26 protein-coding genes are annotated in these 26,320 nt (G+C 64.9%); 11 read left to right on the top strand and 15 right to left on the bottom strand.

Translation table 11 applies throughout. The features are described 5' to 3' along the window. Positions 1 to 11: 11 nt before the first annotated feature. Positions 12 to 401: an ATP-binding protein gene (locus ACQY80_RS02140; RefSeq protein ID WP_428683179.1), complete on the bottom strand. Its 390-nt coding sequence runs from the start codon at positions 399 to 401 to the stop codon at positions 12 to 14. A 171-nt stretch (positions 402 to 572) separates the two neighbouring features. Between ACQY80_RS02140 and ACQY80_RS02135 the strand changes: the two genes are divergently transcribed. Genes ACQY80_RS02135 through ACQY80_RS02100 form a run of 8 tightly spaced genes read left to right on the top strand, consistent with a single transcriptional unit; the run spans position 573 to position 7,135 of the window. Further along, positions 573 to 1,337 carry an SDR family NAD(P)-dependent oxidoreductase gene (locus ACQY80_RS02135; RefSeq protein WP_428683177.1) on the top strand — a complete coding sequence of 255 codons (765 nt, stop codon included), beginning with the start codon at positions 573 to 575 and terminating at the stop codon, positions 1,335 to 1,337. Positions 1,338 to 1,348: 11 nt separating this feature from the next. Next, positions 1,349 to 1,996: a glutathione S-transferase family protein gene (locus ACQY80_RS02130; RefSeq protein WP_428683175.1), complete on the top strand. Its 648-nt coding sequence runs from the start codon at positions 1,349 to 1,351 to the stop codon at positions 1,994 to 1,996. Beyond that, the gene (locus tag ACQY80_RS02125) at positions 1,993 to 2,973 is read left to right on the top strand and encodes a thiamine pyrophosphate-dependent dehydrogenase E1 component subunit alpha (RefSeq protein ID WP_428683173.1); all 981 of its coding nucleotides are present in this window, start codon (positions 1,993 to 1,995) and stop codon (positions 2,971 to 2,973) included. Before ACQY80_RS02130 ends, ACQY80_RS02125 begins: the two co-directional genes overlap by 4 nt. Further along, positions 2,970 to 3,959, top strand: coding sequence for an alpha-ketoacid dehydrogenase subunit beta (locus ACQY80_RS02120; RefSeq protein ID WP_428683171.1), 990 nt, complete (start codon positions 2,970 to 2,972; stop codon positions 3,957 to 3,959). The genes ACQY80_RS02125 and ACQY80_RS02120 overlap by 4 nt, the downstream gene beginning before the upstream one ends. A 4-nt stretch (positions 3,960 to 3,963) precedes the next feature. Next, positions 3,964 to 4,194 (top strand): biotin/lipoyl-containing protein, encoded by a 231-nt coding sequence (locus ACQY80_RS02115; protein WP_056372846.1) that lies wholly within the window; start codon positions 3,964 to 3,966, stop codon positions 4,192 to 4,194. Next, positions 4,191 to 4,583, top strand: a complete 393-nt coding sequence (locus ACQY80_RS02110; RefSeq protein WP_428683169.1) for a nuclear transport factor 2 family protein — start codon at positions 4,191 to 4,193, stop codon at positions 4,581 to 4,583. The genes ACQY80_RS02115 and ACQY80_RS02110 overlap by 4 nt, the downstream gene beginning before the upstream one ends. Positions 4,584 to 4,586: 3 nt before the next feature. Further along, entirely contained in the window at positions 4,587 to 6,236 is a 1,650-nt protein-coding gene (locus ACQY80_RS02105) for an FAD-dependent oxidoreductase (RefSeq protein ID WP_428683167.1), read from the top strand. After that, on the top strand, positions 6,233 to 7,135 hold the full coding sequence (locus ACQY80_RS02100; protein WP_428683165.1) for an SDR family oxidoreductase: 903 nt from the start codon (positions 6,233 to 6,235) through the stop codon (positions 7,133 to 7,135). The genes ACQY80_RS02105 and ACQY80_RS02100 overlap by 4 nt, the downstream gene beginning before the upstream one ends. Here ACQY80_RS02100 and ACQY80_RS02095 read toward each other — a convergent pair. From ACQY80_RS02095 to ACQY80_RS02085, 3 genes are read right to left on the bottom strand one after another with little or no spacing between them, the layout of a single operon-like run. Beyond that, positions 7,132 to 7,929, bottom strand: a complete 798-nt coding sequence (locus ACQY80_RS02095) for a sugar phosphate isomerase/epimerase family protein (protein ID WP_428683163.1) — start codon at positions 7,927 to 7,929, stop codon at positions 7,132 to 7,134. The two genes, ACQY80_RS02100 and ACQY80_RS02095, sit on opposite strands and share 4 nt — an antisense overlap. Further along, entirely contained in the window at positions 7,929 to 9,356 is a 1,428-nt protein-coding gene (locus tag ACQY80_RS02090) for an aromatic ring-hydroxylating oxygenase subunit alpha (RefSeq protein WP_428683161.1), read from the bottom strand. The genes ACQY80_RS02095 and ACQY80_RS02090 overlap by 1 nt, the downstream gene beginning before the upstream one ends. Positions 9,357 to 9,368: 12 nt before the next feature. Then, the gene (locus tag ACQY80_RS02085; RefSeq protein WP_428683159.1) at positions 9,369 to 10,598 is read right to left on the bottom strand and encodes an aromatic ring-hydroxylating oxygenase subunit alpha; all 1,230 of its coding nucleotides are present in this window, start codon (positions 10,596 to 10,598) and stop codon (positions 9,369 to 9,371) included. 100 nt (positions 10,599 to 10,698) lie between these two features. On the opposite strand from ACQY80_RS02085, the gene ACQY80_RS02080 reads away from it, so the two are divergent. Then, on the top strand, positions 10,699 to 11,235 hold the full coding sequence (locus ACQY80_RS02080) for a VOC family protein (protein WP_428683157.1): 537 nt from the start codon (positions 10,699 to 10,701) through the stop codon (positions 11,233 to 11,235). A gap of 117 nt (positions 11,236 to 11,352) precedes the next feature. Here the strand turns inward: ACQY80_RS02080 and ACQY80_RS02075 are convergent, their stop codons facing one another. The 9 genes from ACQY80_RS02075 to ACQY80_RS02035 form a co-directional block, all read right to left on the bottom strand. Further along, the gene (locus ACQY80_RS02075) at positions 11,353 to 12,123 is read right to left on the bottom strand and encodes a helix-turn-helix transcriptional regulator (protein WP_428683155.1); all 771 of its coding nucleotides are present in this window, start codon (positions 12,121 to 12,123) and stop codon (positions 11,353 to 11,355) included. Between the two features lie 92 nt (positions 12,124 to 12,215). Continuing rightward, positions 12,216 to 13,424, bottom strand: coding sequence for an acyl-CoA dehydrogenase family protein (locus tag ACQY80_RS02070; protein WP_428683153.1), 1,209 nt, complete (start codon positions 13,422 to 13,424; stop codon positions 12,216 to 12,218). Between the two features lie 7 nt (positions 13,425 to 13,431). Beyond that, on the bottom strand, positions 13,432 to 14,580 hold the full coding sequence (locus ACQY80_RS02065) for a thiolase family protein (RefSeq protein ID WP_428683151.1): 1,149 nt from the start codon (positions 14,578 to 14,580) through the stop codon (positions 13,432 to 13,434). Continuing rightward, a complete protein-coding gene (locus tag ACQY80_RS02060; protein ID WP_428683149.1) occupies positions 14,577 to 14,969 on the bottom strand; it encodes a Zn-ribbon domain-containing OB-fold protein in 393 nt (130 codons plus the stop codon). Before ACQY80_RS02060 ends, ACQY80_RS02065 begins: the two co-directional genes overlap by 4 nt. Next, complete coding sequence (locus tag ACQY80_RS02055) at positions 14,966 to 16,027, bottom strand: acyl-CoA dehydrogenase family protein (protein ID WP_428683147.1); 1,062 nt, start codon at positions 16,025 to 16,027, stop codon at positions 14,966 to 14,968. Before ACQY80_RS02055 ends, ACQY80_RS02060 begins: the two co-directional genes overlap by 4 nt. Continuing rightward, the gene (locus ACQY80_RS02050; RefSeq protein ID WP_428683145.1) at positions 16,024 to 17,271 is read right to left on the bottom strand and encodes a cytochrome P450; all 1,248 of its coding nucleotides are present in this window, start codon (positions 17,269 to 17,271) and stop codon (positions 16,024 to 16,026) included. The genes ACQY80_RS02055 and ACQY80_RS02050 overlap by 4 nt, the downstream gene beginning before the upstream one ends. 75 nt (positions 17,272 to 17,346) lie before the next feature. Further along, a complete protein-coding gene (locus ACQY80_RS02045; RefSeq protein ID WP_428683143.1) occupies positions 17,347 to 18,123 on the bottom strand; it encodes a ThuA domain-containing protein in 777 nt (258 codons plus the stop codon). Then, positions 18,120 to 19,136: an NADP-dependent oxidoreductase gene (locus ACQY80_RS02040; protein WP_428683141.1), complete on the bottom strand. Its 1,017-nt coding sequence runs from the start codon at positions 19,134 to 19,136 to the stop codon at positions 18,120 to 18,122. Before ACQY80_RS02040 ends, ACQY80_RS02045 begins: the two co-directional genes overlap by 4 nt. Before the next feature lie 9 nt (positions 19,137 to 19,145). Further along, positions 19,146 to 21,269 carry a molybdopterin-containing oxidoreductase family protein gene (locus ACQY80_RS02035; protein ID WP_428683139.1) on the bottom strand — a complete coding sequence of 708 codons (2,124 nt, stop codon included), beginning with the start codon at positions 21,267 to 21,269 and terminating at the stop codon, positions 19,146 to 19,148. 118 nt (positions 21,270 to 21,387) lie between these two features. On the opposite strand from ACQY80_RS02035, the gene ACQY80_RS02030 reads away from it, so the two are divergent. Together ACQY80_RS02030 and ACQY80_RS02025 are read left to right on the top strand one after the other, a co-directional pair. Further along, entirely contained in the window at positions 21,388 to 22,386 is a 999-nt protein-coding gene (locus tag ACQY80_RS02030; RefSeq protein WP_428683137.1) for an NADP-dependent oxidoreductase, read from the top strand. Between the two features lie 10 nt (positions 22,387 to 22,396). Continuing rightward, a complete protein-coding gene (locus ACQY80_RS02025; protein ID WP_428683135.1) occupies positions 22,397 to 23,209 on the top strand; it encodes an SDR family NAD(P)-dependent oxidoreductase in 813 nt (270 codons plus the stop codon). Here ACQY80_RS02025 and ACQY80_RS02020 read toward each other — a convergent pair. Both ACQY80_RS02020 and ACQY80_RS02015 read right to left on the bottom strand, forming a co-directional pair. Next, the gene (locus ACQY80_RS02020; protein WP_428683133.1) at positions 23,202 to 24,764 is read right to left on the bottom strand and encodes a fatty acid--CoA ligase; all 1,563 of its coding nucleotides are present in this window, start codon (positions 24,762 to 24,764) and stop codon (positions 23,202 to 23,204) included. The genes ACQY80_RS02025 and ACQY80_RS02020 overlap by 8 nt on opposite strands. 14 nt (positions 24,765 to 24,778) lie before the next feature. Next, positions 24,779 to 26,236, bottom strand: coding sequence for a carotenoid oxygenase family protein (locus tag ACQY80_RS02015; RefSeq protein WP_428683131.1), 1,458 nt, complete (start codon positions 26,234 to 26,236; stop codon positions 24,779 to 24,781). Between the last annotated feature and the right edge of the window lie 84 nt (positions 26,237 to 26,320).

The raw sequence follows: 26,320 nt of genomic DNA, 5'->3' as shown, positions 1-26,320 counted from the left end.
GCCAGCTTCGACTAACGGCGAGGTAGCCTTATCTTGGCCCTGAGACCGCCGAGTTTGCTGTCGCCAAGGGTCAGATTTCCGCCCGCACGCTCGACCGATTTCAGCGTGGCGGGCAATCCCAGTCCCGCGCCGTCGCCGCTTTTTGATCGCGCGCCTTCAAGGCGACGGAACGGCATCAGCGCCTTGGCCGGATCTGCGGCGTTGATGCCCGGTCCGTCGTCATCGACCGCGATGACGAAATGGTCGGTTCCTGACGGGGACAGAGCCACGTCCACGCGGCCGACGTGGCGCATGGCATTATCGACGAGATTGCTCACCGCGCGCTTGAGCGACTGCGGACGCACCGTCGCGACCAGCGCCTCGGTCTGCTCTTCCGCCGCGTCGAGCAGCCGCTTCGGCATCGCTGCAAAGGCCGAGGCGACGCTGCGGACCTGGGGCGGGCCTGAGATACGGCCGTCAGGCGTCGAAAGCCCTTACAGCGTCACCGCAATGACCGGGGCTCCCATTTTTGCTGATGTCCCTGTGCGGACCGGCCCGATACTCTCCTCTCAAAATGACAAGAGGAGGATGCGATGGATCTGGGTCTCAAAGGCAAGAAGGTCATCATCAACGGCGGCGCCCACGGGCTGGGCCTCGCGTCGCTGAAGATTTTCGCCGCCGAGGGCGCCGATGTTGCCTTTTTTTCGCGCGACGCCGAAAAAGTCGCAGCAGCGGTGGCGGCGATCGACGCGGCTGGACCGGGCAAAGTATTCGGCGAGCAGTTCGATATGACGGGCAATCCCGACGGCTACCGCGCTTGGCTGGAAAAGGCGCGCGATAGGCTCGGCGGCTGCGACATCTTTATCCATACGGCGAGCTCGTCGGGGCAGGGTGCTACCGGCGACTGGCAGCGCGGGCTCGACATGGACATCATGGGTGCGGTGCACGGCGTCGAGGTGCTGACCGAGGCGCTCGCGGCGTCGGGAACGGGGTCGATCATCTTCATGTCGTCGACCGCCGCGGTCGAGACCTTCATCGTGCCGCAGGCGTTCAACGCGCTGAAGGCGGCGCTCATCACCTATGGCTCGCAATTGAGCCAGTCGCTCGCTGCGCAGAATATCCGGGTCAACATCGTTTCGCCCGGCGCCATCTATTATCCCGGCGGCAATTGGGAGGTCATCAAGTCGGCGGTGCCGCCGCTCTACGAAGGCACGCTGGCGCAGATGCCGCTCGGCCGTTTCGGGGAGCCCGAGGAAGTGGCGAAGGGGATCGTCTTCATGGCCTCACCCGCCTGTCCCTATATGACCGGCGCGCATCTCGTCATCGATGGCGGTTTCACCAAGCGCGTCCAGTTCTAGGGCCGCGTGCGATGAAGCTTTACCAGTCGCTCGGCCCCAATCCGCGCGTGGTGCTGATGTACCTCGCCGAAACCGGGGTGCAGGTCGATCGCCAGTTCGTCGACATCATGGCGGCCGAGAATCGCCAGTCCGATTTCTGCGCCAAAAGCCCGCTCGGGCATACGCCTTTGCTCGAACTCGATGACGGCGGCTGCATCGCCGAGAGCATCGCGATCTGCGAATATCTGGGCGAAACGCTGGGCGGGCACGCGCTGCTCGGCGCGACCGCCGAGGAGCGCGGACGGACGCGGATGCTGGTGCGGATCGTCGATCAGCTCGTCGTCGTGCCGATGACCGCTGGCTTTCGCGGTGCCGAGGGGCTGCCGATGTTCCAGAGCCGCTTGCTGTGCCTGCCCGATGCGGCCGCCGACCTGAAGCGGCTCGCTGCCGACGGGCTGGCGAAGGTCGACAAGATGATCGGCGCGGGGCCTTGGGTCGCAGCCGATCGCTTCAGCCTTGCCGATATCCTGCTCTATTCCTTCGTGGAGTTCGGCGCGATGGTCGGGCAACCGCTCGACCCCGCGCTCGCCAACCTCGCTGCCTGGCGCGACCGCGTCGCGGCACGACCAAGCGCTGCTGCCAGCGCCAACCCTAAACTGGGCATCGGAGAGCCTGCATGACCGACACAACGATCGATCGCGAGAAACTGCGCGACATCTATACCCGCACGATGCGTGTCGCGCGCGCCGACGAGAAATTCCGCTCGCTGTTGATGACCGGCAAGCTCGCGGTGATCTATTACACCGTGCGCGGGCAGGAACTGGTCTCGGCGGCGGCGATGGCGGCGCTCGAACAGGACGACTATCTCGTCACCACCTATCGCGGCCAGCACGACCAGATCGCCAAGGGCGTGCCGCTGAACCCGCTGTTCGCGGAGATCGCGGGCAAGGTCGGCGGCACTTGCCGCGGCAAGGGCGGGTCGATGCATATAACCCATCCCGAAACCGGAGTGATGGTCACGACCGGCGTCGTCGGATCGGGCTTGCCGATCGCCAACGGCCTTGCGCTCGCTTCGCAGAACCGCGGCGACGGCAAGGTGACGGTGGTGTGCTTCGGCGACGGCGCGACCAACATCGGCGCTTTCCACGAGGCGATGAATATGGCGCAGCTGTGGAAGCTGCCGGTGATTTTTCTGTGCCAGAACAACCGTTATGGCGAGCACACCGCCTTTGCCGACCATACCAAGGTCGATTCGATCGTCACCCGCGCCCAAGCTTATGGGATGAACGGCGTGAAGGTCGACGGCAACGACGCGATCGCGATGTACAACACGACCAAAGCCGCGGTCGACCGCGCGCGGGCGGGGGAAGGGCCGACGCTGATCGAGGCGATGTGTTACCGGATGATGGGCCATTTCTTCGGCGCCGACTTTTCCTACATGCCGCCCGAGCATCTCGCCGAAATGGCGGCGGAAGATCCCTTGCCGCGGCTTCGCCAGCTGATGCTCGATCACCAGTTTACGGAGGCAGAGCTCGACGCGATCGTCGCGGATCTCGACGCGCAGATGGACGCCGCCGCCGAATTCGCCGCGAACAGCCCGCTGCCGGGACCCGAGGAAATCCGAAAGGATGTCTTCGAAGAGGAGATCGCGGCATGACCCAGATCACGATGACGCAGGCGATCAACCGCGCGATCGACGAGGCGATGGCCGAGGATGAGGGCGTGATCCTGCTCGGCGAGGATGTCGCCGCAAAGCAGGGCGGGGGCGTGTTCAAAATCTCGTCGGGGCTGACCGAAAAATATGGCGAGCACCGCATCCGCGCGACGCCGATTTCGGAAACGGCGATCGTGGGCGCCTGCGTCGGCGCCGCGCTCGCGGGTTTTCGCCCGATCGCCGAGATCATGTTGATGAACTTCGTGACGGTGGCGATGGACCAGATCGTCAACCATGCCGCGAAGCTGCGTTTCATGTCGGGCGGGCAGACCAATGTACCAATGGTGATCCGCACCACGACGGGCGTCGGCGTCGGCTTCGGCGGTCAGCATTCAGACATGCTCGAGGCGTGGTTCGCACATGTCGCGGGGCTGAAGATCGTCACGCCTTCGAACGCTGCCGACGCGCAGGGGCTGATGCGTGCGGCGATCGCGTGCAACGACCCGGTGATCTTCATCGAGAATATCCTCTGCTACGGCCTGAAATCCGACGATCCGGGACCGGGTCATTTCGTGCCGCTGGGCAATGCAGCGGTCGCGCGCGAAGGCAGCGACTGCACGATCGTCACCTATGGCCGCACCGTGCTCGACGCGCTTGAGGTCGCGGGCAAGCTCACCGAGGAAGGGATTTCGGTCGAGGTCATCGATCTCAGGACCATAGCCCCTTATGACGAGGCGACCGTCACCGCATCGGTTGAAAAGACCGGCCGCGCCATCGTGCTCCACGAAGCGGTGAAGCAATATGGCACCGGCGCCGAGATCGCGTCGCGCCTCAACGAGAAGCTGTTCGGCAAGCTCAAGGCGCCGGTGACGCGCATCGGCGGCGCCTTCTCGGCGGTGCCGATGGCGAACGCGCTCGAACAGGCGTGGATTCCGAACAAGGATGCGATCGCGGACGCGGTGCGTGACGCCATGAACTGGAAGGGCTGAGGCGATGGCGGAGGAATTGCGCATCCCGAAGATCGGCATGTCGGCGACCGAAATGACGCTCAACGAATGGATGTTTGGCGATGGCGAGCGCGTCGAGGTCGGCGACATCATCTACACCGTCGAGACCGACAAGACGACGGTTGAGATCGAGGCGCAGGTCGCAGGAACGATCCGCCCGACCGGGGTGGAGGGCGAGGTCTATCCGGTCGGCGCGCTCGTCGGCACGATCGAATGACGCCGCTCGAAGCCAGCAAGGCGATGTACGCCGCAGTCGCGCGCGGCGAGTGGGATGCGGTCGCCAACTTTATGTCGGACGATCTCGTCATCCATGAACCCACCTCGCTTCCTTACGGGGGCGAATGGCGCGGTCGCGATGCGCTGCAGAAACTTTACGCGCATGTGATGGGCTATTGGGATGAGCCGGTGGTCAAGTGGATGGAACTGGTAGGCGGGGAGAAATATGCCGTGGCTTTGCTCCACTTTACCGTCACCGCCAAATCGAGCGGCAAGCGTTTTGAGACGCATATCGCCGAAGTCACCGAGTTCGACGACGCCGGCAAGATGGCGTCGATGCGCATCCATTATTTCGACACCGCGCACATGGTCGAGCAGTTGAAGGCATAACAGATGAGCGAAGCGCCGCACGTCATCGTCCTCGGTACTGGCGGCGCAGGACTCACCGCCGCCATTTCGGCGCATGAAGCCGGCGCTCGCGTGTCGCTGTTCGAAAAGGGCGATCAGGTCGGCGGGACGACCGCCTGGTCGGGCGGGATGATCTGGATCCCGAACAATCATCACGAAGCGACGCTCGGCGTCGAGGACAGCCGCGCCAAGGCGCTGACCTATCTGATGTCGATGTCGCATGGGCTGATGCAACAGCATCTGGTCGAGGCCTTCCTAGACCATGGGCCGAAGATGGTGGCGTTCCTCGAAGCGAATACGCCGGTGCAGTTCCGGCCGATCCCCGAATTTCCGGACTATCATGCCGAGTTTCCGGGCGGGATGCCCAACGGCGGGCGCTCGCTCGACTGCCGGCTCTATTCGTTTCACGAACTGGGCGAGTGGGCCGACAAGGTGACAAAATCACCCTATTATCCATCGCCGCATTTCTCGATCTATGACACGCCGCTGGGGCAGGCGAAGCCGCAACCGCTGGCGCCCGAAGAGTTGCAACGCCGCATCGACGGCGATCTGCGCGGCAGCGGGCAGGCGCTGGTCGGGCGGTTGCTGCGCGCTTGCCTCGATCGCAGGATCGAGCCGCAGACGGGGCATCGCGCGGTGCGGTTGTTGACGGATGGTGATCGCGTTGCGGGCGTGGTGTTCGAGACGGCCGATGGCGAAGTCGAGGTCGCGGCCGACGCGGTTATCCTCGCGACCGGTGGGTTCGAGTGGGATGCCGATCTGCTCCGCGCCTTCATTCGCGGGCCGCTGACGCATCCGCTCAGCCCGAAGACGAATACCGGCGACGGGCTCAAGATGGCGATGCGGGTGGGCGCGATGCTCGGTAATATGCGCGAGGCCTGGTGGATGCCGGTCGCCGAAGTGCCGGAGAGCGATTGCTCGATGGGCAAGACGCTCGTCGCGGGGCAGCGCAGCCTGCCGCATTCGATCATGGTCAACCGCGCGGGCAAGCGCTTCACGAACGAGGCGGCGAATTACAACGCGATCGGCGCCGCGTTCCACGATCAGGACGTCAGCGCGTTCGACTATGCGAACCTGCCGTGCTGGCTGATCTTCGACCAGCAATATATCGACCGCTTCGGCTTCGGCATGATCAGCGGCGAGCGCGGCGTCGCGCCGCCGCAATGGGCGATGCGCGCCGAGAGCCTGCCCGAACTTGCCGGAAGGCTCGGGATCGATCCCGACGCGCTGGATGCGACGGTCGAGCGCTTCAACGGCCATTGCGCGACCGGGCACGACCCCGATTTCGGACGTGGCGATGCGGCGCACGACCAGTGGTGGGGCGACCCCGCCGGGCGCGGATCGACCGCGGCGACATTGGGCCCCATCGGGCAGGGGCCGTTCTTCGCGATCGAGATCAAGAGCGGCGCGCTCGGCACGAAGGGCGGCCCGCAGACCGACGTGAATGCGCAGGTGCTCAGCGTCGACGGCGGGGCGATTTCGGGGCTTTACGCGGCGGGCAATGTCATGGCCTCGGCGATGGGCATGACCTACGGCGGCCCCGGCGGGACGATCGCGCCGGGGATGGTGTTCGGTTTCCTCGCCGGGCGGCACGCCGCGACGCCCTCTACGAAACAACTGGAGGGCGCGGCATGAAGAAAATCATTGTTCTTGGTGCACCCGCCGATCAGGGGATTCCGCTGCTCACTGCTTTGAAGGCGCGCGGTCTCGAACCGACCGCCGGCGTCCGACGGCCGGGCGCGATGGCGACGACGCCGCATCCCGATGTGCCCGAGGTCGCGGCCGACCTTTACGATGTCGAGAGCTTGACCGCAGCCTTCGAGGGACAGGATGCGCTTGCGATGCATCTGCCGTTCGAATTCGACCGCGCGCGCGCCGCGACCATGGGGCGCAACATCGCCGCCGCCGCCAGCGCGGCGGGGCTGCAGAAGGTCGTCTTCAACACAAGCTGCTTCGTCGCGGATCACGACCTCGACCTGTCGGCGCACGACGGGCGGCGCGACATCGAGCACGCGGTCCATGACAGCGGTGTGCCCTATGTGATCATCGAGCCGATGGTGTTCATGGACAATATCACCCGCATCTGGTCGCGCCCGGCGATCGTGGGCAGCGGCGTGTTCGCTTATCCGGCCGCCGAGACGCTGAAGATCAGCTGGGTCTGCCTGGAAGATGTCGCCGCCTATATGGTCTCGGCACTGCTCCATGAGGATTTGGTCGCCGACCGGATTGCGGTAGGCGGCCCCGAGGCGCTGATGGGCGCCGAGGTCGCAGAGCGATTGAGCTTGGCGACCGGCAAGCCGGTGCGCTTCCAGAGCCTGTCGCCCGACGAATTCGCCGCGCGGATGAGCGAGCTGGTAACTGGCTCGCGCGACGTCCAGCCGGCAAGCATCTATGACGGGATGGCGAAATTCTATCGCTGGTACAACGACCAGCCGGTCTCGCCCGTCGCGCTCGACGCGGTGCCCGCAGCGCGGCTGCTCGGGGTAACGCCGACCTCCTTCGCCGACTGGGCGGCGCGGCAGGACTGGAGCTAGGCGGCGAACCAGCGCCGGGTCGCGGCGAGCAGGGCGCGTGCGCGGTCGGCGGGGTCGGGGTAGTCGTCGCGGAGCGCCGCGCTCCGTAACTCGACGCTGAGTGGGGTATCCGACGGCAACACAGTAACCAGCTCGTCCAGTGGCAGGCCACCATCACCCGGCATCAGGCGCAGATCGAGTGCTTCGCGGATGATCTCGGGGCCGTCGTTCGGCGGTGGGCCATGCGCCGGGGCGTCGCAGAATTGCGCATAGGGGAAGCGCTGCGGATCAACTCGCGCCAGATCGGCAGGCGATCCACCCGTCCGTGCCAGATGCAGCGGGTCGATCAGCAGGCCGAGATTGTCGCAGTCGGCGGCATCGATGAGATCGACAGCGCGCTCCATGCTGCCGACCGTGGTGAAGGCGGCGAACTCCAGACAGGCCCGCAGACCCGCCGCCGCGGCATGATGGCCGATCCGGTTCAGCTTGGCGGCAGTGCTTGCCGGATCGTCGTCCGAACTGACGATCAGCACATTGCGCGCGCCGATTGCGGCGCCCGCATCGATCGCCGCGAAATGCGCGGGATCATCGGGGCCGGGCTTCAGCCAGATCACCTCGATGTCGAGGATTGCAATCCCCGCGTCGGCGGCGCGGTCGCGTACCGCCATTGTCGTCGCGCGCGTCCATGTGTCGGGGGCGTACCAGATGCCCGTCGCGGGCCATCCGGCCTCAACCGCCGCGGCGACGGTCTGCTCGGGCGAAAATTCGGGCAGCACCCCCGCCGCCAGCGACAGCAGGGGAGCCGTGCGCGCCATCAGCCGGGCAACTCACCGTCGATATATTTGCCGAGCGTGTTCTGGAAATGCCGGATGCGGCTTTCCTGATAGTGGCCGAGCTCGATCACGCCGTTGGGCGACGATTTCATGCCCTCCTGCACATAGGGCAGGTTTTCCATATCCTGGTCGAACACCCCGGCGAGCGCGGCGCCGATCAGGTGGCTGGCGCTGGCGAAGGGCTGGTCGTCGGGGATCAGGTGCATCGGCGCTGACTTCGGCGCCTTCTCGCCCTTCGGCGTCCGCATCAGGATGCGGACTTCCATCAGGCTGTGGTCGGTGTCGCCCCACGGGCGCCAGCGATAGACGATGTTCGGAACCAGCCCGCCCCACGGCGCCCAGTTGGGAAAGACATTATAGGTGAAATTGTCGAGCATCTCGCTGTCGGTTGCGGCCGAATAATCATGCCCGTTCATTGCCGAAAAGGCGTCGCGGTTCGCCTGCGCCAGCACCTTGCGCGCGAGCATCGGATCGTCGGCCTCGAAGCCTTTCAGGTCGGTCGGATCGCCCGTTGCGCGCCGCGCGCGGCTGTCGCCGCCGCCGATGAATTCCTCAAGCGACTTCAGGACATAGAATTGATCCTTGCCCTTGATGTGCGGCGACATCGCGCCCGCCGGCGTGATCGCGCGATTGAGGAAGTCGCCATAGAGGTCATATCGCGTGTTCGCGTCGGCGGTGAAGCCCAAAATCTGCGGGTGGGTGACGATGCTGTGCCACGCTTCCATGAAGGCTTCGGCGACCGCCTTCCAGTTCGCCGGAATGACGCGGCCAACCCACGCGGCGGTGTGGCATTCGTCGAGCCGCCAATTGTCATAATGCTCGACCCCGGGGCCGACCCAATCGCGGAAGCTTGGCAGATCATGATTCTCGGTGACGAGCAGGAAGCCCTGCCAGCTTTCGACCTTCAGCTGGGGCAGGCTCATGTCCTTGGCCTCGAGGTGGGTGAAGTCCCACGCGCAGGGCGCTTCCTTGAAGCGGCCATCGTGGTGCCAGGAAAAGCCGTGGAAGGGGCAGCGCAGGTTCACCGCGGGGCCGCTCTCGGTGCGCAGCTTGCGACCGCGGTGGAGGCACACGTTATAGAAGGCCTTGACCGACAGATCCTTCTGGCGGACGAGCAGGATGCTCTTTTCGTTGATGTCATAGACGACAGTGTCGCCGGCGTTCGGCATATCCTCTTCGCGCGCGGCGAATTGCCAGATGTTCGGCCACATCTTTTCGCGTTCTAGCTTCGCCCAATCCTCACTGACATAGCGCTCGATCGCGATCGGTTCGTCGCCAAGCTCCTGATTGGATTCGGAAAAAAGATAATCGGGAACGCGCCGCGTGTCGGCGTTCAGCATGTCGGTGTAGCTGGTACCCGGGCAGCGGTCGTCGCGGTTCTGGTCCTGGAGAGGGGAGAGGTCGTTCATCGGTAACTCCGGTCAGGCGATCTGGTCGAGCGGCATCTTGCACGCGGCGGCAATCGAGCGGTGGACGCCGTGCAGCGCCGGCTCGTTCGCGCCGAGTACGACGTGGAAATCGGCTGGAGCTGTCGCCAGATTGGCATAACCGTTACTGGCGACGCGATAATCCTCGGTCTGCACGACGGTGGCGGTCATGTCGTAGGCCATCTCGCACATCTTGCGATGTTCTTCGCTCTCGACCCCGAAGGGGGCATAGACGGCGAACTGGCAGAACATCTTGCCCGCGCCGTCGGGGAACAGGCGGAAGAGCTGCGTGAAATAGACGCCGGGGGTCACCGCGCCGAAGAAGACGACGGTGTTGGGGAAGAGGAAATGCACCCCGCCATAGTCGGTCTCGGGCCATTCGCTCTCGTCCTTGCCGACGAGATCGCCGATCGACAGGTCGGGGAAGCTGACGCGGTGGTGGCGGCCGATCGGTTCATAGACGTTGCGGTCGCTATAGTGCGTGCCGCCGATGGTCGAGGCGTGGAGCATCTTGAAATGATAGCTCTCGCCATAGGTGTCGAGCGCGAATTTCCAGTTAGAATCGGCGGTGAGGATGCCCTTCTTGACCGGCTCTGCGCGGTGGAGTTCGAGTTGCGCGAGGACGGGGCCGAAGTCGCCGAGATGCGACGCGGCGTCGATCGGTTCGCCATCGGGATTCGCGCGGACGAAGATCAGGCCGAGATGCTCGGCGCAGGGCAGCTCGATAAGATTGCGGGCTCCGATCTCGCAGTTTGCAAAACCTTCCTTACCCGGCTGGCCCACAAGGGTGCCGGCGGGGTCGAAGGTCCAAGCGTGGAAAGGGCAGACGAGGCGCGGTCGCGGACCGCTCCATGGTTCCTTTTCCTCGACCAGCTTGGCACCGCGGTGGGTGCACATGTTGAGGAAAGCCCGCGCGACGCCGTCCTTGCCGCGCGTGACGAGGATCGACGGACCGACCGAGTCGAAGACGAGCGTGTCGCCGGTCTTCGGGATGTCGCCCGACAGGCCCGCGACGATCGGTTCGTTCCGGAAGATATGCTCCATCTCGGCGGCATGGCGCGCTTCACCCATATAGACGGATTTGTGTAGCGGCAGCGGGCCTTCCGCACGATCGGTGCGGTTTTCGGCGACGATTTCCACCAGCTTGCGCAATCCCGTGCGCGCGTTGCGCTTGCGGACGGCGAACCAGTCCTGTGGCGCGATCTTCGGATCGGACTCGGCCATGGCTATCCCTCACATTTTGCCCAGTATGACTCCGGGTCTTGAAAAGCTTATCGCACAAAGGCAGGCGCTTGTGCGCTATCGCTTTTGAGGGGAGAGGAAGATGGCCGGACCGGGAACGCTCGCATCGCTCGGCGACATCATGCAGCTCGCCTTTGTCCCGTCGGATTTCGACACCGCGGTGAAGCACTGGACCGAAGTGATGGGGGCGGGGCCGTTCTTCCTGCTGCCGAACGTATCGCTCCCCGGCGGGCGCTATCGCGGCGAGGCGAGCGATCCGGTGTTCACGATGGCGCTCGGCTATTGGGGCGACATGCAGATCGAGCTGATCCGGCCCGAGAATGAGGCCAAGTCGCTCTATCGTGGCGAATATGCGGTGGGCGAGGGGCTCCACCATGTGTGCGTGCTCGTCGACTCGATCGCCGAGGCGCGGGTGCGTTGTGCCGAGGTCGGGGCCGAGATCATCTTCGAGGCGCCGGTCGGCGATACAGGGGGCGTGATCTATGCCGACCCTGGCACCGGGCCGGGAACTCTGGTCGAGTTGCTCGAACCGCAGGCAGGCACGCGCGAACTGTTCGCGATGATGCGCGATGCGGCGAGGAACTGGGATGGCAGCGAGCCGCTGCGGTCGCTGGGCTAGCTCCGTCATTGCGAGCGGAGCGAAGCAATCTCCAGCTATCGGCCTCGCGCAAGGCATATCGCTGGGGATTGCCGCGTCGCCTTCGGCTCCTCGCAATGACAAGATTGGGAGCGCCGCTTAGCTGTTCGCGCCCAGATACCCCAGCTGTCCGGCCTTGAAGATCGTCTGCGCGCGGTTGACCGAGTTGAGTTTTTCGCCCGCGCGGTGGACGTGATAGCGCACCGTTGCATGGCTCAGTGAGATGATCATGCCGATCTCGCGGTCGGTCTTGCCGATCGCGGCCCAGCGCAGGCATTCGACTTCGCGCTTCGACAGCTCGCAATCCGACGGAATCCGCCGCTTGGTTCGCATCGCCGAGGCATAGCCCGAGATGAAGCGCCGCGTGCCGGCGCCCAATATATGCCCGATCTCGGCGAACTGATCGCTGAGGTCGGTGATCGTGTGATCCATCGGGTGATAGCTGTTCGCCGAAATCTGCCCGAACGGCAGGTGCACCGGCACGACGATGGCGGCCTTGTAGCGCTCGTTCGCGGCGAAATAGCGCGCGAGATTGATGTCGTCGAGATAGGGGTTGGGATTCGCGGTGCGGAACCCTTCGCCGTTGCACCAGAAGGGCTCGCTCTCGTACCGGCACGAACGCGGCAGCGGAGAATGGAGCGCAAGCCTGTGGTCTTCCCACCAGCGCTCGCCGTCGCCGAGCCAGCCGAACAGATCGGCGGCTAGGACGGCGCCATCGGCATCGACCATCGTTTCCTTGGATGCGATATCGTCGCAGAGCGCCGCGCGCAGCCCGTTTGCTGCGGCAAAATCGCGCAACGCAACCGCCGCGCCGTGGATATCCTCCACGCAGCGGACCGTGACCGCATTGACGAGCGCTCTGGCGTTCATTGGTGGCGCGAGCCCGTCATCCGGCAGCTTGGCTGCTCTCTCTCCCATAGGCGGGACTATTTCATACTGGCCGGCAAGCCGCAATGCATGTGTCATAAGCGTAGCACCGTCTTTGCTATGATGTTCTTCTGAACCTCGCTCGAACCGCCGAACACGGTCCAGGCACGACTGTTGAGATAGCGCGCGGCGGCAACCTGCGCGTCCTCGTCGCCGATCGCCGGCGGCGCTTCGTTGCCATAAAGCGGACGCAGGGTCGGCAGCTGCAGGCCGTCATAGCCGTGCAGGTCCATCGCGACCCCGTCGATCCTTTGGTGGATTTCGGACGAAAGCAGTTTGACGAGCGAGGTCTGCGGCCCGGCGGGGCGGCCCTTTGCGATATCGGCGAGGATGCGCAGCTCGGTCGTCTCGAGCGCCTCCGCCTCGAGCCGTAGCTTCGCGATCCGCGTCGCGATCTGGATGTTGCCGCCGAGCGAACCGTTATGGCCGCTGGGCGCGACGCCTGCGAGCTGTTCGAGATGGTCGATCGCGCGGATCAGGCGCGGCGCGTGGAACGATCCGCCGCGCTCATTCTCGAGCAGGAATTTGGCGATTGTCCAGCCCTGACCCTCTTCGCCGATGCGGTTGTCGACCGAAGTGCGCGCGGCGTCGAGAAAGACCTGGTTGACCTCATGGTCGCCCGCCATGGTGATGATCGGGGTGACGGTGACACCGGGCTGGTCCATGGGCACGAGAATGAAGCTGATCCCCGCCTGCTTCTTCACTTCGCCATCGGTGCGAACAAGGCAGAAAATCCAGTTCGCGTGATGCGCGTGCGTGGTCCAGATTTTCGACCCGTCGACGACGTAGTCGTTGCCGTCGCGGCGCGCGCGGGTGCGTAGCGAGGCCAGGTCGGAGCCGCTTTGCGGTTCGGAATAGCCCTGGCACCAATAGTCGGTGCCGGCGCGGATCGCGGGTAGGAAGCGGTCCTTCTGCGCCTGCGTCCCGAAGGCGCAGATGACCGGACCGACGAGGCGAAGGCCGAGTACCGACAGTGCCGGGGCACCGGCGATCGCGCATTCCTTCTCGAAGATATAGCGCTGCATCGGCGTCCAGCCGGTGCCGCCGCAATCTTCGGGCCAATGATAGGCAACCCAGCCCTTGTCGTTGAGGATGCGGTGCCAGACGAGACCGATGTCGGGCTCGACGAAGACGCCAGGCGTGCGTTTGGCCCCTTCGCGAACATGGTCCGGAAGCGACGTGCGGAGGAAGTCGCGGACTTCCTCGCGAAATTCCAGTTCGTCCTTGGTAAGATCCAGATCCATAATATTTCTAGCGCTCGAGGATCGCCACCGCCGACAGGCCGGGCGCTCCATAGACATGGGAATAGCCCACCTTGGGGCCGTTCGGCACCTGCCGCTCGCCGCCGCGACCGCGCAGTTGTACCGTGTTTTCGTAAACCTGCCGCAAGCCCGACGCGCCGATCGGCTCGCCGCAGGCAAGGCAGCCGCCGTCGGTGTTGACCGGCATTTTGCCGCCGATCTCGCTCCACCCTTCGGCGAGCCACTGTTCCTGCTCGCCGTCGGCGCAGAAGCCGTTTTCGGCCATATGCATGATTTCGGCGCCGCTTTCGGTATCCTGCAATTGCGCGACCGAGACGTCTTCGGGGCCGATACCCGCCATTTCGAAGGCGGCCTTGCTGGCGATTTGCGTCGGCTTGCCGCCGCCATTGACGCTGATCGACGGCGCGAACACCTCGAACGATCCTTCAGGGCGGGTGCGGAAGGCGACGCTCGCGATGCGGACGGCATCGGCGCCCAGTTCGCGGACCTTCTTCCCGCTGGCAAGGATCAGCGCGACCGCACCCTCGGCGGGCGAGCAGAACATATATTTGGTCAGCGGATCATTGACCATTGGGGCGTTCAGGATCGTGTCGAGATCGACCGGCGAGCGCCGCCAGGCGTGGTCGCAAAGCGTGCCGTTCCGAAAGGCCTTTTCTGCGACGAGCCCGAGCGTGCGGCGGCTGATGCCGTGGAGCGCCATATAGCGCTGGATCTTGAGCGCGAAGAATTGCGTCGTCAGCATCATGCCGGTTTCGCCGTACCATTCAGGCAGGCCATAATCGGACGGCTTGGCGTTGAAAGCGCCGCGCGGATGCTTGTCAAAGCCGACCGCAAGCGCGATGTCGCACGCCCCCGCCGCAATGGCGTTTTGGGCCGCGGTGATTGCGCTGCCACCGGTCGCGCAGCCATTGGCGACATTGATGAAGGGCACGCTGGTCAGGCCCAGCTCGTTGACCATGATGTCGGCCGAACCTGCCGCAGCCGAACCGCCGTAAGCAAATTCGACATCGCCCCATTCGATGCCGGCATCGCTTAGGGCTTCGCGCACCGCAAAGACGCCCTGATCGCGGCCCGAACGGCTGTCGGTGCGGCCGAAGGGGTGGATGCCCGCGCCGATGATATAGACGTCGTCACTCATGGCTGGCGCTCCGGGCGAAAGGCATAGGTCGATCGCGCGTCATCGAAGGGGACGACGGCGAATTCCATCGGCATACCGATGACGAGATCGGCTGCTAGAGCATCGACGATCCGCGTCTCGACGATGACTTCGCCGGGCAATTCGACATAGCCGATGAGAAAGGGCTGGAAGGGTTGCGGGCCGCTATACGGCTCCTTTGGTTCGAACCCTTGCGTGGTCCACGACCAAAGCGTGCCCTTGCGCGACAGCGCCACGGGCTCGACCAGCGACGCGGCGTCGCCATCGGGGACGGGGAAGATGATCTCGCCGTCCTGACGGCGCCCGCCGATCAGCCGCGGTTCGGCTTCTTCGGTCCACAGGCCCGGCGCGACGGGGACGAGCGCGCTCATGCCGCCCTCGTATAAGTACGCAGGCAATGATCCTGATCGCCGAAGAGCTTGTCGAGCAGCATCACGCGCTTCAGCGCATGGCCGATCGCCAGCTCGTCGGTCTGCCCCATGCCGCCGTGCATCTGGACGGCTTCCAGCCCGATGCGAGTTGCTGCTTCGCCAACGAAGGCCTTGGCGCCCGCAGCGATCCGCGGCCAGTTGGCATCGTCCGTCGTCGGGTCGAGCATCGCGGTACGCAGCATCATCGAACGCGCTTGTTCCAGCGCGGCATAGCATTCGACCAGCCGGTGCTGGAGGGCCTGAAAGCTGCCTATCGCGGCGCCGAACTGTTGCCGCTCGCCGACATAGGCGAGCGTGTCGTCGAACATGGCCTGCGCGAGCCCGACCATTTCGGCGGCAGCGAGCATGCGGATATCGCCGATGACGCGCTGGAACTTGGCGGCGGAAAGGTCGAAGATGTCGGCGGGGGCGCGGTGCAGATCGATCGTCGATGCGTTCGAGCCGTTGATGACGGGGTAGTCCTGCCGTACGACGCCGGCGGCGTCCTTCGCGACTTTGGCAAGTTTGTTGTCTGCTGCGGTGACTAACAGCGTGTCGGCGAGCGGGGCGCCGAGGACGAAGGTCTTGGCGCCTGCGACCTGATTGTCTTCTGCCCTCGTGCCGATAGCTTCGGCTTCGTAGCGACGTCCGGGTTCGGCGAAAGCGACAGCGGCGAACTCTGTGCCTGCCGCGAGATCACCAACCAGAGCGGCATCGCCCGTCGCGGCGGCCAGCCGGATCGGCAGCACGCCGTTTTCGAGCCATGGATCGATTGCGACGCCCTTTCCGAGCGCTTCGGCAACGAGCGCAAGGTCGACCATCGTTCCGCCGATGCCGCCCATCGCTTCGGGTGCGGCTAGCGCGAGCAGGCCGAGGTCGGCGACCTCCTGCCACCGCGCGCGCGAATAGCCCCCGTCGCTTTTGCGCATCGCATGGCGCGCCGCGATATCGACCGGCCCGAGGAAGCGGCCGATCATGTCGCGGGTAAGCTGCTGATCTTCGTCGAGGTCGAAATTCATGCGCGGCGCTCGAACGTGATCGGCAGGCTGGTAAGCCCGCGCAGCAGCATGTTCGGCGGCCAACTTGGCACATGCCCCTCGGCGACGCGGAAATTGGTGAGGCGCTTCAGCAGTTCGGAATAGGCGACCGCCATTTCCTTGCGGCTCAGCATGTTGCCGACGCACATATGGATGCCCTTGCCGAAGGCGAGGTGGCTGCGCGCGTTTGCGCGCTCCATGTCGAAGCGGTCGGGATCGGGATATTTTGCCGGGTCGCGGTTCGCCGCAGCATAGCGCAGCTGCACCATCGCGCCCTTGGGGATTTTGACCCCGCCAAGCTCGGCGTCCTTCAGCACCATGCGCCACATGCCCGCGGTCGGGCTTTCGGTGCGCAGCACTTCTTCGACCAGGTTGATGATCGCGCGCTCGTTGCCTTCATCGGCGGCGGCAACGGCCTTCGCCATCTGGTCGGGATTCTCGATCAGCTGGAGCAGCCCGCCTGCGAGCGCCGAGGTCGTCGTCTCGTTCCCGGCGACCATGAGTTGCTGCATGATCGACAGGATTTCGGCATCCTCGAGCGGGCGCTCGCCATCCACCTCGGCATAGACAAGGTCCGAGAGCAGATCCTCGGTGCGGTTGGCGCGGCGTTCGTCAATCTTCGCTTTCACGAAATGCTGAAATTCGACGACCTCGCGCGCGCATTCCAGCTCGCGTTCCTTGGGGATCATCCGCCCGAGCCGGTCGACGAAGGCGTCGGACCAGCGCTTGACCTTGCCGAGATCGCCCTCCGTCATACCGATCTGGCTCGCGATCATCGCGACGGGGAGGGGAATGCCGAAATCGCGCACGAAATCGGCTTCACCCTTGTCGGCCATCCGGTCGATCAGGCCAGCGACGACCCCGCGCATATCTTCCTCGATCGCGGCGACGCGCTTCATCGAGAAGGCGAGGTTGACGAGCTTGCGGAAGCGGGTGTGCGTCGGCGGGTCGGCGGTCAGCAGGGTATCGACCTGCGGCCAGCCCTCGGCAAGGATCGCCGACACATCGCCATCCTCGGCCATCGCACCCGAAAGCGTGCCCTGGAAATTGTTCGAGAAGGTTTCGACGTCGCCGGTGGCTTGCGAACAAAGATCATAGGAGAGGACGAGGAACATGCCTTCCGACAATTGCACGACGGGGCTCTTGGGCATCCAGGCGCGATAATAGTCGAACGGGTCCGCGATCACCTGCGGATCGAAAAAACTGCTTGCGGCGATAGTGTTCACGCGCCTCTTCCCTCGTTCTTCTCTTTATACGCCCGACTATATGCAGCCGCTCCCACCGCGCGATGCACATTTTCGTTAGGCAGCCGCGACATGCGCGAGGGCGTTTATGAGGAAGCGGCGAAGGTTCGGGTCGGTATAGGCCGCAGGACCATCGCCGGGTTGTAGGTAGATTAGGCGGCCGGCGCCGACCGGCTTCTCCCAGGCGATCAGGTCGCTTTCGGGGCGGTGGTTCCAGCCGTCATTGCTGAACATTCGTCCCGCGACGGCTTGCGATGCCGAATAGAAATTCTCCCGCACAAAGGCGTGGTCGGCGCGGAGCAGCGGTTTGGCGGCGCCCCAGACCGGCGCGAGATAGAGTTCGTCGCGGAGCGGAAAGCGCGCGGGGAGGTCCGCAGTGACCGGGTGGTCGGGGTCGAGGACGACCGCGTCGTAGCGCACATCGTGACGATAGCCCGAGTCGAGATGATACTCGCCGCTCGCTATGCCGGGATCGTAGAGGAAGCGGCCGCCCAGCATGTCCGCCCATTCGGGCCATTCGGCCCAGCCCGCGATCGCATGATGCATCGCGACCGCGCCGCCACCGCGCGCGAAATAATCGGTGATCGCGCGGCGGTAGGTGAAGGAGGGCGGCCGCGTCGCTGCCTTGCCATCGCCGAAGCTGTAGCCGGGCATATCGTAGAAGAGGATCGCGTCGGCGTCGTTCGCTGCCCCCTCCGCGACCGCCGCTTCGGCCTCGGGATGGATCAGGTGCGACACCGCCCAGCCGTCGAAGCTCGCGAGCAGGTCGGCGAAGGGGGTGGCTTCATAGGGATGGCCGCCCGACAGGACGAGAAGGCGGCGCGTCCCCGTCATGCGATCTTGAGGATCATCTTGCCCTGATTGCTCCCGGCGAAGAGGCGCATGAAGGCGTCGAAGCTGTTTTCGATGCCTTCGTCGACATGCTCGTCGGCGATCAGCTTGCCCTGCTGCAGCCATGCCGCCATCGCCAGCCCGCCCTCGGCGAAGCGCGGGATATAATCGGCGACGAGTAACCCGCGGATCGAGGCGCGGTGGACGATCAGCTGCCAGATGTTGCGCGCGCCGATCTTCTCGACGCTGTTATACTCGCTGATCAGCCCGCAAAGGCCGATGCGCGCGCCGTGGCGCAGATTGTTGAGGCCCGCGTCGAGGATGTCGCCGCCGACATTTTCGAAGATGATGTCGACGCCGTCGGGCGCTTCGGCGCGGATCGTATCGGTCAGCGCCGCGAGGTCCTTGCCGCGATAGTCGATCGCGGCGTCGAAGCCGTAGCGGCCCGTCAGCTTCGCGCATTTCTCCGCCCCGCCGGCGATGCCGATAACCCTGCTCGCGCCCTTGATCTTGGCGATCTGGCCGACGAGCGAACCGACCGCGCCCGCGGCGCCGGTGACGAGAACGACGTCGCCGGGCTTGGGCTCGCACACATCGATATAGCCGAAATAGGCGGTCATCCCGACCGCGCCGAGAACCGAGAGATAGTTGGTCACCGACGGGACAAGCGTGGCGTCGATCGGCTGGGTGAAGCCCCCAACGGTGCCGATCGAATAATCCTCAATGCCGTTGAGGCCCATCACCCATTGGCCGGGCGCGAAGCCGTCGGCCTTGCTCGCTTCGACGACGCCGACGGTGGAGGCGCGCACCGGATGCCCAAGCGGAATCGGCGGCATATAGCTCGGCGCATCGTCCATCCAGCCGCGGATCGCGGGGTCGAGCGAGGCATAATGGTTGCGGATCAGGAATTGCCCGTCGGCGAGCTCGGGCGTCGGTTCGGTGACGAGGGAGAAGTCCTCCTGCACGGGCGCGCCATTGGGGCGGCGGGTCAGTAGGAAGCGGCGGTTGTCAGGCATATGGGTTCCTTATGCGGGGACGATGGAGACCGGAATCGCACTTTGAAGCGACTGACCGGTGATGGGGTCATAGGCGACGCTCTCGCTGACGAGGCGGTTGGTCGAGGCGCCATGTTCGTGAACGCCGTCAGGGCCGATGTCGGGGCCGCCGAAAGCATGCGCCATCGACACAACTCCGGGGCGCATATTCTCTGCGGCGCGCGCGACCGCCACCACTTCACCGACCGCCGAACGAATGCGGACGGTATCGCCGTCGGCGCAGGGAATAAGCGCAAGATCGTCGGGGTGCAGGAAGGCGGGGTTGGTTGTGCGCTTGGCGCGCAGCGCGGGCAGATTTTGCCCGGTCGAATTGAAGCGGTGCCGGCTCCGCCGCGACACCATGCGCCAGGGAAAGTCGGGCGTGGGCTGGTCGGCGGCGCCATAGGCGATCAGTTGGTCGGGCATGGAGCCTGCGGTCAGATCGAAACGCCCGGCCGCATCGGGATCGCCCGCTTCGACGACCGGGTGAAGGTCGGAATAGATCACCGCCTTGCCATCGACGGTATCAGCGCGCACGACACTCGGTGCGACCGAGCAGCCCGCGACCATCAGGTCGAGGAAGGCCTCCTTGGTGGGCCGCTTGTCCATCGGACAGGCGCCGCCCGCGAGCGGCAGGCCGGTGCCGAGACGGTGCGCGATTTCCCAGAGCATCTCCCACTCCTCGAGCAGCCCTTCGGGCGCTTCGACCATCGCCTCGGTGTAGCGGGCGTAGGGGGTTTCGTACCACCATTCGCTAAGATTGCTGATGTCCTCGCGCTCGAGGCACATCTTGGGCGCCAGGATATAGTCGGCGCGCTTCGCGGTTGCAGACTCGGCGTTGACGTCGACGCAGACGAGCAGATCGAGGCCGTCGATCGCGCGCGTCATCTTGTCCTGATCGGGGAAGGCGACCACCGGATTGCCGCCGATCACGATCAGCGCGCGCACCTGGCCTTCACCGGGCGTCAGCATCTCGTCGGCCAGGACGTTGCACGGCATTTCCATGCCGAGATGCGTCAGGCCGCGAATGCGCGAGGCAGGGAAGCCTTCGCCATAGAGCGCCATCGGCGGCGCGACCTGCGCGCGGCGCGGGGTGACGGGGGTGAAGACGCGCGGGATCGAGCTCAGCTCGCCCTCGCGGCAGAAACGCCCGCAGATGATGTTGAGCGACGAGACGAGATATTGGGTGAGCGTGCCATTGCCCGCCATCTCGGGCCCGGTGCCGGTCGAGACGACGCCCTTGGTGCCGTTCGCGAACATGCGCGCCGCGGCGACGAGCTGGCTTTCCTCGACGCCCGCGCGCGCCGCTGCGACGTCGGGGGTGAAGCCCGCGACCGCGCGCTGCAGCTCGTCGACGCCGTCGACATAACGCTGGACGAACGCCTTGTCGTAGAGGCCTTCGGACAGGATGACGTTGATGATGCCCGCGAGCAGCGCGGGATCTTCGCCGGGCCGCACGGGCAGGTGGATATGCGCCTGCTTCGCGACATCGCTTTCGCGCGGGTCGGCGACGATCAGCTTGAGCCCGGCTTCGAGCGCGTCGCGCAGGCGGCGTGAGGGTGAGAAGGGCGGCAGCCCGCCCGGGGGGCCATAGTGCGAGACGATCGGATTATTACCGATGAAGAAGGCGACATCGGCCTCGGCGAAGGTGTGCATCCCGCCCATCCAGTTGCCGTAGCGCATGGTCGTATAGACTTTCGCGGGCTGATCGAGCGTCACCGAGGTGTAGATGTTGCGCGTGCCTAGCCCCTGCGCGAACGACATCGCGCTGCCGACCCCGGCGCTGTTCTGGAAAGCGTAAGTGCCGCCATAGACGGCGACGGCGTGCGGGCCATGTTCGGCGATGATTAGAGCGAGCTTGTCGGCGATCTCGTCGAGCGCGGTTTCGGTGGCGATGTCGGCGAAACCCTCGGCGCCGCGTTTCTGCGACACTGTGAGCCTTTGCGGGCCGTTGTGCGCCTCGGCGAGCTGGCGGCCCTTGATGCAGGTATAACCGCCGAACACCGGGTCGTCGGGGTCGCCCTGGACCTTGGTGACGCGGCCTTCGTCGACGGTGACGAGCATCGCGCAATTGGCATGGCAGAAGCGGCAGAAACTGCGGCGGACGTCGGGCATCATCTCTCTCCCTGACGACACCCTAGGCTGGTGGGGCTGCCAATCGACTGGCACTTTTGGCGGTGGCTGGCGACGGGGTGCAGGCGCAGTTTCGCGGCATAAACAGGGGAGAGTATCGATGCCGACATCGCGTCAATGGCTGCTGAACGGACATCCGCGCGGGCGCGGGATCGAGGATGGCGATTTCCGGCTCGTCGAGACCGAGGTCGGCGCGCCGGGCGACGGCGAGCTGCTGCTGAAGACGCTCTATCTCGGCTTCGATCCGGCGCAGAAGGGCTGGATGGAGAATATCGCCGACTATGTCGCGCCGATGGCGATCGGCGACGTGATGCGCGGCAGCGGGATCAGCGAAGTGGTCGAGAGCAATCACCCCGGCTTTGCGGCGGGCGATCTGGTGATGGGATCGACCGGCTGGACCGAATGGCATGTGTCGAACGGCGAAGGGTTGGTGAAGATCGACACAAAATTGCCGCCGACGGCGATGCTGTCTGTGCTCGGGACAACCGGTGTGACGGCCTATTGCGGGCTGTTCAAGGTCGGGCGGCCGGTTGCGGGCGATACCGTGCTGGTGTCGGGCGCGGCAGGGGCGACCGGATCGGTCGTCGGCCAGCTTGCGAAGATCGCCGGATGCCGCGCCATCGGCATCGCAGGGGGCGAGGACAAGTGCCGCTGGCTCGTCGAGGAAGCCGGTTACGACGCCGCGATCGATTACAAGGCGGACAATATCCGCGGACAGATCAAGGAACATTGCCCCGGCGGCGTCAACGTCATCTTCGACAATGTCGGCGGCAAGATCCTCAACGACATGCTCGGCGAGATCGCGACCGGCGCGCGCGTGGCGGTGTGCGGCGGGATCAGTAGGTATGAGATGGGGACGCTGCCCGCCGGGCCGCAGAATTATTTCAACCTTATCTTCCGCCGCGGCTCGATGGCGGGCTTCATCGTCCTCGACTGGGCGAGCGAGTTTCCCGAAATCCGCAAGCGGCTCGAGAGCTTCGTGCTCGATGGCCGGCTCAATTATCGTGAGGATGTGCAGCACGGGTTCGAAAATGCGCCCGAAACGCTGAAGCGCCTGTTCAGCGGGCAGAACCGCGGCAAGCAACTGTTGAAGCTGTAAGGAGAGGATCATGGGCAGGCTGGCCGGCAAGCGCGCCGTCATCATCGGCGCGGCATCGACGGGAAATATGGCGCAGGTGACCGCGCGGCTGTTCGCGCGAGAGGGCGCGACAGTTATGGTCGCGGGGCGCAAACAGGAACCGCTCGATGCGCTCGCGGCCGAAATCAGTGGCCATGCTGCGCTCTGCGACATCACCGACAAGGCGTCGGTCTTCGCGCTCGCCGACGCGGCGAAGGCAAAAATGGGCGGAGTCGATGTCGCGCTGAACGCGAGCGGCTGGGGATTGCTCAAGCCCCTGCTCGATGTGACCGAGGAGGAGCTTGCGAGCATTGTCGCGCTGCAATTCACCGGCGTGCATCATTTCCTGCAGGCGTTCGTCGGCGCGATGCTGACGAATGAGCCGAGCGGTGGGTCGATCATCCAGATCTCGTCGGCGACTACGCGCTCGCCGATTAGCAATCATGCCGCGTACATCGGCACCAAGACCGGGTCGGAGGCGCTGATCCGCTGCGTCGCCAATGATTTCGGTGCGGCGGGTATCAGGGCGAACATCGTGTCGCCGGCCTTCACGGAATCGCCGATGACCGAAGGCGCGTTCGCAACGCCGGGGCTCGTCGACGCCTTCCTGCCGCGCTATCCGCTGGGACGGCTCAACACCTCGCAGGATGTCGCGAACGCGTGCCTGTGGCTGGCGAGCGATGAGGCCTTCGTCACCGGCGAGAATTTGCAGCCCAATGGAGGGCTCGCGCTGCGCGGCAATCCGCAGGAGCATGACATCGCCGCCGCCGTCGGCGCGGCAATGGCCAAGCTGCAGGCTAGCTGATCTGCCGCTCGCGGCCTTCCCAATAAGGCGCGCGCAATTCTCGACGTAAAATCTTGCCCGACGGATTGCGCGGCAGCGCGGGGATGAAGTCGACCGACTTGGGGCATTTATACCCCGCGATCCGCTCGCGCGCCCATCCGATGATCTCGGCGGCATCGGCGCTCTGGCCCTCGCGCAGCACGACGCAGGCCTTCACCGCCTCGCCCCATTTGTCGTCGGGAATACCGACCACCGCGACGTCCGCAACGGCGGGGTGGCCATAGATCGCATTCTCGACCTCGGCCGGATAGACATTCTCGCCGCCCGAGATGATCATGTCCTTCACCCGGTCGTGGAGATAGAAATAGCCGTCCTCGTCGGTGTAGCCAGCGTCGCCGGTGCGCAGCCAGCCGTCAGCGTCGATCGTCTCCGCCGTCGCTTCGGGCCGCCCCCAATATTCGCGCATATTCGCCTGCGTGCGGATCGCGATCTCACCGATTTCGCGCGGAGGAAGGGGGTTGCCGCCCTCATCGATCACCCGCATCTCGACCCCGCGCAAAGGCTTGCCGACTGAGCGCATGCGCTCGTTGCCCGTCGGATCATGATCCTCGGGCGGCAGCGCGGCGATCGTGCCCGAGGTCTCGGTCATGCCGTACATCTGGACGAAGCCGCACTGAAAGACGTCGATACACTGGCGCAGCAGGTCGAGCGGGATCGGTGAGGCGCCATAGGCGATATGACGGAGCCGCGAGAAATCGACTTCGCGCGCGCGGGGTTGGTTGACGATGATCTGCATCGCCGCAGGCACCATGAAGATTTTGGAGATGCCATAGGCCTGGATCAGGTCGAGCACCCCGCCAGGATCGAACTCGCGCGTGATCACGCCGGTCGCGCCGTTGGTCATCACGGTGATGCCGTAACCGGTGCCGCCGATGTGGAAGCAGGGCATCGCGACGAGGCCGACGTCATTTTCTTCCCAGCGCTCCCAGTCGGCCTGCAGCGCCGGATCGCGGTCGAGCTTCGAGCGCAGCACCGATCCGTTGGTCAGCACCGCGCCCTTGGGCTTGCCGGTGGTGCCCGAGGTGTACATCTGGATCACCGCGTCGCGCTCTCCGCGCGGGACGTCGGGATCGGTGGCTGGAAAGCTATCGCGCCAGGCCGAGTAATCGCCCTCGACGGCGATGACATGCTCGACACCCGGAAAGGCGGCGCGGTTCGCCGCCACAAGATCGGTAAATTCAGGACCGACGCACAGGATGCGCGCGCCGCAATTGTCGATGATCCAGGCTATCTCGGGCACCGCGAGGCGCCAGTTCACCGGGGTCATTACGCCGCCTGCCTTGGCAGTCGCCATCACCAGCTCGAAATAGAGGTCGCTGTTCTTTCCGAGATAGGCGACGCGATCGTCGGGCTTCAGACCGATAGAAATCAGCGCGTTGGCGGCGCGATTGCTGCTCGTATCGAAGGCGGCGTAAGTCGTCGCCCGGCCCTCGAAATGGAAGAGGATCTTGTCGGGCCGTTCGCGCCCGTTCCGCCGCGCGACATCGGCGACGCGTTCAAATGCTGCGACCTTCACGGGTTATCCTCTCCCTATGCTTCGCCCAGCGCATGCCGATAGAGCATGGAGTCCGCCGCATAGAAATTGCAATGGAATCCCGACGGAACGCGGAAGGGGACATGGATCAGCGCGACCGGCCCCGCGGCGATGTCGAGCGCGTCGAAGATCGCGAGTTCGCTCGTCGCGGCCCCGGCGCGATGGACCAGCGTCATCGCATAGCCGTCGCCTTCGCCTGTCGCACCCATCCTTGGCGCGAAGATCAGCTCGCCGCACGAGGCGCCGTTGCCGAAGTGATAATAATCTTCCTTGCCGTTGACCGTGTCGAAACGCAGCACGCCGTCCATGCCTTCCGCGCGCCCGTCGCGGCTGTTGAGGTTGATGTTCGCGAAACTGTGGCGCGAGGCGCGCGTCATGAAGCGGTCGTCGGGGCGCGGAAACTGGATGTCGCGGTCGTTCAGCGTCTCTTCCTTGATCCACGTACCGTTGCCGTTGGTGCCCGGATCGATCGTCCAGCGGCGCAGGCTTTGCTGCGTGTCGCCATGCGTCTTTTTGACCCCGGTCTCGTCGGGGAAAAGCGCGGTGCCGTTCGCTGCGGCGACGTCGGCGACGATCTTGCCGTCCTGCTCCCAGACATTGAGCTCGTGGAACATGTGGCGCGGTTCGTAATCGAACCAGCGAAGGTCGCTCGCGGATCCTTCGCGCGGCATCACGCCGAATTTGGTGGGACGGCCGTTGACCCAGGCGGTCATCGGTCCACCCTTCATGAACCGGCCGAGATCGGCGTCGATCGGAATCACCGGGAAGACGACCCAGTTTTCGGTCAGGAAGAATGTGTGCATCAGGGCGTTGTGCGGCATGTCGATGACCTCCGCCTTGCGCACGCTGCCGTCGGCGGCGATCACGTCATACCGCATCTGCGGGGCCCCCATCGGGCCGTTGATCGCCATGCCGATGTTGATCAGCTCGCCGGTATAATGGTCGATCTTGGGATGGGCGGAAAAGGTCGTGGTGATCGTCCCGCCATAATGTTCCTCGCCCAGCGTTTCGAGCGTGCGCGGGTCGAGTTCGACCGCCGGCGCGCCCTCCATCAGTGCGAGCAACTTGCCGCCATGGACGATAATGTTGGTATTCGCGGTATTGTACCGCTTGCCCTGCACCGACGGGTCGGCGGTCATCGGATTGCCGAACATGCCGAAAAGCCGCCGGCCTGCGGCTTTCTCCATCTCGAACTTCTCGGTCCGCACCCAGCGGTTGAGCATCGAGGCGCGACCGTCGGCGATGTGAAAGGCATAGACCATGCCGTCGCCGTCGAACCAGTGATACTCGCCCTCGCGCGTCGGATAGAGCGGCTCGGGCCCGTTGCGATAGAAGACGCCGACAAGATCGGAAGGAATCTCGCCCTCGACGATCAGGTCGGGCGCGGTCGCCTCGAACCGCACCGGCTGATGGTGGCCCGACAGATAGGGATGGTCGAAAAAGGCCTGCGTCATTCTGGTTCCTCTGGTCTGTCCATCAAACAAGGGGCGGTGCAACGCGCCGCCCCTTGTTCGTGGCCCCCCTTTTACGACCCCGCC

The organism is Sphingopyxis sp. (genome assembly GCF_965279755.1).
Lineage (GTDB): Bacteria > Pseudomonadota > Alphaproteobacteria > Sphingomonadales > Sphingomonadaceae > Sphingopyxis.
This window is presented reverse-complemented; position numbering and strand designations above follow the sequence as displayed.